The sequence below is a fragment of the Catellatospora sp. NPDC049609 genome, assembly GCF_040675365.1.
In the GTDB taxonomy this organism is placed as follows: domain Bacteria; phylum Actinomycetota; class Actinomycetes; order Mycobacteriales; family Micromonosporaceae; genus Catellatospora.
Map to the genome: position 1 here is coordinate 1 of NZ_JBFAOU010000309.1, position 5,199 is coordinate 5,199.

At 64.4% G+C, this 5,199-nt stretch carries 5 protein-coding genes; 4 read left to right on the forward strand and 1 reads right to left on the reverse strand.

The features are described from left to right. The first annotated feature begins 179 nt into the window (after positions 1 to 179). Positions 180 to 1,799, forward strand: coding sequence for a S8 family serine peptidase (locus tag AB0J67_RS39005; protein ID WP_363490505.1), 1,620 nt, complete (start codon positions 180 to 182; stop codon positions 1,797 to 1,799). Between the two features lie 173 nt (positions 1,800 to 1,972). Next, positions 1,973 to 2,737 carry a hypothetical protein gene (locus AB0J67_RS39010; RefSeq protein WP_363490507.1) on the forward strand — a complete coding sequence of 255 codons (765 nt, stop codon included), beginning with the start codon at positions 1,973 to 1,975 and terminating at the stop codon, positions 2,735 to 2,737. Between the two features lie 182 nt (positions 2,738 to 2,919). Here the strand turns inward: AB0J67_RS39010 and AB0J67_RS39015 are convergent, their stop codons facing one another. After that, on the reverse strand, positions 2,920 to 3,210 hold the full coding sequence (locus AB0J67_RS39015; RefSeq protein WP_363490509.1) for a hypothetical protein: 291 nt from the start codon (positions 3,208 to 3,210) through the stop codon (positions 2,920 to 2,922). 625 nt (positions 3,211 to 3,835) lie between these two features. Here AB0J67_RS39015 and AB0J67_RS39020 point away from each other — a divergent pair. Both AB0J67_RS39020 and AB0J67_RS39025 read left to right on the forward strand, forming a co-directional pair. Then, on the forward strand, positions 3,836 to 4,297 hold the full coding sequence (locus AB0J67_RS39020; protein WP_363490511.1) for a hypothetical protein: 462 nt from the start codon (positions 3,836 to 3,838) through the stop codon (positions 4,295 to 4,297). Between the two features lie 239 nt (positions 4,298 to 4,536). Next, the gene (locus tag AB0J67_RS39025; protein WP_363490513.1) at positions 4,537 to 4,845 is read left to right on the forward strand and encodes a GNAT family N-acetyltransferase; all 309 of its coding nucleotides are present in this window, start codon (positions 4,537 to 4,539) and stop codon (positions 4,843 to 4,845) included. The last annotated feature ends 354 nt before the right edge of the window (positions 4,846 to 5,199 follow it).

Consider the following 5,199-nt stretch of genomic DNA (forward strand, 5'->3'; position numbering starts at 1 on the left):
CAGTCCTATCGGGAGCTTCACTTCATGGCCCGCATCCCCACGCCCAGTTGATCAACCTGAGACATCCACATCTATCAGGATGAAATGACCTCAGTGCATTAACAGCCGTGTCGGCGTTGCCCATCTACATCCGGGGTACGGCGCGCTAGCAAAATCGTTCACACTTGGAGGGTCTCAATATGGGAAAGCGCTTAGGGGTGCTCGGGCGCATAAGACTGTCGCTGCAACGGACTGCCGTCGTTGCACCAGCTAGCTTCCTTATTCTTTCTGGGCTATCTGCCTCGGTGCACGCAGCCGAGCACGATCCCGCTGATACGGTCGATCGCAACACGTATATTGTGGCATTGCGCGATACGAGCGATAAGGGTTTCTCGGCCACTGTCGCGAGCCTTGCTTCGGAGTATCACGCCGAGATTCAGCACACGTACGACAAATCGATTCAGGGCTTCGCTGCGCGAATGTCTCGCCATGACGCTACGCGAATCGCAAGCAATCCTGCGGTTCGCTCGGTGGAGAGCGACACGAAAGTGAGGTTGGACGAGGTAGCATCGAACGCCGCGCACCGTTCGGAGTTCACTAAAAGCTCCGCCGGCTACGATGTTCCTTGGGGTCTCGACAGAATTGACCAACGGAACGGAGTACTGGACGGCATTTATCATCGCCCCGATTACTGGGACCACGATGACAACGGTTATGGAGTCGACGTCTGGGTCATAGACACCGGTGTTGACGACCATAACGAAATGCCGTATGCACAGCAACCGCGCGACTTCGTTGACAATGATTATGACTCCCGAGACTGCCATGGCCACGGCACCCATGTGGCCGCGACGATTGCCGGGAACTACATGGGTGTGGCGCCGCGCGCCGGCATTCACTCGATCCGCGTTCTGGACTGCAATGGCGTCGGGCAAGTCTCCGACGTGATCGCGGGCATCAATTACGTCAAGGGGCGAACGAACGACCCCCACGAAGACGTTGTATTCATCGGCGCTTTCGCGCGGTACTCAAGTGTCTTCGACGTGGCCGTACAGGAACTCATCGACGAGGGCGCTACTGTGGTGGTGCCAGCGGGCAACCATAGCGAATACGCCGACGTGAGCTCTCCGGCCAGGGTGGCAGACGCCATCACCGTCGCCGCGATGACACCTTCAGGCTCTCGCGCATCTTGGTCGAATCATGGCGGGTTGGTCGACATGTACGCTCCGGGCCTCGACGTTTTGTCTGCAGGACACACCGGATTCAACCATTATGTGAACCGAAGCGGCACGACTATGGCTGCCGCACACGTAGCAGGGGTGGCGGCGAGATATCTTAGCCGTTATCCATCGGCCTCCCCAAACGAAGTCGAGGCGGCACTAAAGAACAACTCGACCAAGAATGTGATCACCAATCCGGCACCATACACCACTCGAAATCTGGTGCACGCCTCGTGGGTTGGCCAGCCACCCAGTTCATGCACTATCATACTCACAAACACTAACCCGTTACCTATTCGATTTCCTGCTAAAAGTATTTCAACCGTGCCGGTCTCGGGGTGTGGAACAGTTGGCTTCAAGGGCCAGGTTCGCCTCGAGTATTCGATATCTCACGCCCGGATGGCGGACTTGGAGATTAAACTGAGGGCGCCGAGCGGAAAATACTACCCACTGCTAGCTGCCGGAATAGGCGCACCGACGACGGGGGTATTTGAAGTCTTGGTCGATGAGCCTCTGCGCAATGGCTCGTGGTATTTTACTGTTAAAGATGTCGTCGCCGCAAACGACGGTTCAATCAACAGCTGGAAACTTGGGTTCTAATGCGGCGGCCCGCGATGCAGCCCCATAGATCGTTTAGCCAGTGGCCAGCGGAGACCTGCCCTGCAGCATTTGTTGCGCGCAGCCCACTTCCTCGATGAACAAGAATAACCCCTTAGTTCGCTATAGGGGTTATTCTTGCTTGGCGGAGCGGTGTCTTTATCGCGGGCGCGGGGGTGCTGGCCGACTACGAGGACCAGGCGCACCTGGTCGAGGCGATCGACACGGTCACCCGATCGTTGGGCGGGCTGACGCGCAGGCGGCGCTTCGACCGGATGGCCACCGTCTGCGATCCGGCCTCGGGCCGGTTGACGGCGTCGTTCTCCGCGGTCGCGAAGTACTACGCCGTCGCGGTCGACATCTGCCCGCCGCGGCGCGGCAACCGCAAGGGCGTGGTCGAGAAGGCCAACCACTCCGCCGCGCAGCGCTGGTGGCGGACCCTGCCCGACGACGTCGACGTCCCCGCAGCGCAGGCCGGCCTCGACGCGCTCTGCGTCCGGCTGGACGAACGCTGCCGCATGCGCGACGGGCAGCGCACCACCGTCGGTGCCCTGGCCGCCGGCGAAGGCCTGCGGGCCTGCCCGGCCGCGCCGTCCCCGGCCGAGCTCGAGGTCACCGCCACCGTCACCGCGCAGGGCCTGGTCCCGTTCCGCGGCAACTCCTACTCCGTCCCGCCCGGCATGCGCGGAGCCCGGATCACCGTCCGGCACCGGCTCGGCGCCGGAGTGCTGCGCCTGGCCACCGTCTCCGGCGCGGTCGTCGCGGTGCACCAGCGCGGTTACCTCCGTTCGACATTGATCAGGCGTTCGTGCAGCTGCGGGAGCAGCCGGCCGCGCGGCATCGTGGGCCGCTCGGCCTGCTCACGCATCAGCGCCTCAGCAGCGCTGACGGCAGCGATCAGGCCGCCCAGCCGCTCACGCAGCCACGCGACCAGGTTCTGAAGCTGGACGATGACGGCGGCCTGCCGGGCGATCTCGGCGTGCAGCGCCGGGCACTGCCGACACGGCTGCTCACTCACCGGCTACCGCCATTGGGCTGGTCATACTGGCTGTGCTCCTTCTGCGAGGGGTGGCGGGACACGGCTGGCTTGTGGCAGGGCGGGCCGTGTCCCGCGCAGGGACGGCTACCGACCGGGCCGGTCGGCCTCCGCGGTGTCGGCGGTGTCGTCGAGCAGCTCCAGCGCACGCGCGAGAGCGTCGTCGCAGCGATGCCGGGCGATGCGGTTGGTCACATAGGCGCCCACGAGCAGGCCGCCCAGCCCGTACGTGACCGCGCCGGGCGCGGCGAGCAGCCCGGACGGCAGCACGGCCAGCGCACCAACCGCGACGACCGCGACGGTCGTGTAGTACAGGTTGGCGCTGCGCTCGGCGCGCAGCATCAGCGCCTGCGGCGCGGTCAGATTGTCGATGTTCACTCGCGGTTTCCTCCATCTCCGCCGTTCTGGCGGCCACCGCACGCGCCGAACAACCCTCCGCGCGTCCGGAAGCGGCCCGTGCGCCAGCGGCCCCCCGCTGTTTAGGCATCATTAAGGCGCTCCTAAAATCTGGACAGTCGCCGCGGCCACCCGAGTCGCCGGCCTTCGCGTCGACACGTCTCGAGGGGGAAGTTCTGGAGATAGCCCGGCCCGGTGACGGTCGTCACGACTGCCCCCGGGCCGAGACAGCCTTTGCGGTCACCTCCAGGGCGGGGCTGAGGCAGGCCGGTTCGGCGATGCTCCCCCGTGCCACGTCGGACCGGCCGAGCCGCGACACACGCCGTCGACCTGCCCGAACGCGTCCACTGCACGTGGCGGCGGCGGTAGCATTGGTCTGTCGGCCCGGATCAACTTCCGTCCGAAGCCGGGCCGACTCACGACAGCGCGAAAACGAAGACCGTCAGTCCAGCGGTGCCGGGCTGACGCTTCGGCGCGACGGGAGTGAACGGGCCGAGCAGGCCGGTCCGGTGCCCACTCACTCACCGGACCGGCCATAAAGCGATCACACCGGTCACGCCTGGGCCATGCGGGCTGTTGCAAACGCAGCGGCTGCCGAGGGGCGCCCATGTATGACGACACCGCAGAGGCCTTCCGGGGCCATTTACTCGACCTGGCCGAACAACTCGCCTTGCGCGACAGCCCGGCCGGTGCCGCCGACGTGGCCCAGGCGCTGGCAGCGTTCGTGGTCACCGAGCAGATCGCCCGGGTGAGCCTGCTCACCTGCGCTGAAATGATCAAAAATCTTGTCGCGTTCGACCAGGCAGGTCCTCTGGTCCTGCCCTCCGAAGACAAACTTACCCAGTTCGGGCCGGACGTTGCGCGGGAACTGCGTGACGCCGCCACGGGCGTCAACGCGCTCGTACACGCCGTCACGGTCGGGCAGGTCGCGATGATCGAAGGCGCACTCGCCTTCCTCGGCTGCGGCTACACGACGCAGCCGGTAGGGGATGGACAAGAACACCTGGTCACGGCACTCGGGCTGATGCTCAAGTTCATCGGCCGCAACCTCCACGTGCACGACATCTGACGCGAGACCGGCCCGCCAGCCCTGCCCCCGGACCGGCCCGAACGCCACCGCCGCGAACTGCCAGACATCTCATGTCGCTGGGCGTCAAATGCTTCGATTACCGGCCAGCGGCAGATCGGCGGGAACTGTCCGTCGCTCAAGCGCGTAGAGATACCGGACTGTTCGCTGGTCAGGGAGATTCGATGAGTGCCGCCTCGCCGATCAAAGTTGTTCCGGTTGATGCCGATAACTAGAGGGCTGTGGCAGGTCTTAACGTCAGTGATGCACAGCGTGCATGGGTCGCAGAAGCTACGTATTACCTGGCGTTGTGTCACTACAGCCCTACCGGTTGGCGTCCGCTTGCTGTTTACGACCAGCAGGGTGAGGCCGTGGGATTCCTGATGTGGGCTGTGGATCCGGAGGACGCCTCTGTCTGGCTCGGCGGAATCATGATCGATGGCCGTAGGCAGGGGCAGGGCCTTGGCCGTGCCGCAGTCACTGCGGCTATCTATGGCCCGGTTCGAGCAGGAACAGGGTCGCTGCGATTTCGCACTCTCGTACGAGCCTGACAACGTCGTGGCCCGCCGCCTGTACGCGTCGCTCGGCTTTGTCGAGACCGGTGAGCGTGAGGACTCGGAACTGGTAGCGCGGCGGCGCCGAGCTACCGAGTGAGTCCTCGAGGTGACAGGGCTGCGGACGGACTTCGGTGCCGCCGATGCTGGAACGGGTCCTACTCCACCTGCTACAGGTGTACGCGAGCCACACGGGCCATCTCGATATCGTTGCCGAACTAGGAGCTGTTCGGGGTTCGGATCATGTGGTTGAGGTGAGGCGTTTCAGCCACATGATGGAGCCTCTGAGGTGGAGTCCAGCGGTGAAGCTGTCGGGGTCCTTGTCGTAGCGGGTGGCCAGGCCACGCCAGG

Coding starts and splice junctions, on each gene's coding strand:
- AB0J67_RS39005 (WP_363490505.1), top strand. CDS start 180: ATGGGAAAGCGCTTAGGGGTGCTCGGGCGCATAAGACTGTCGCTGCAA.
- AB0J67_RS39020 (WP_363490511.1), top strand. CDS start 3,836: ATGTATGACGACACCGCAGAGGCCTTCCGGGGCCATTTACTCGACCTG.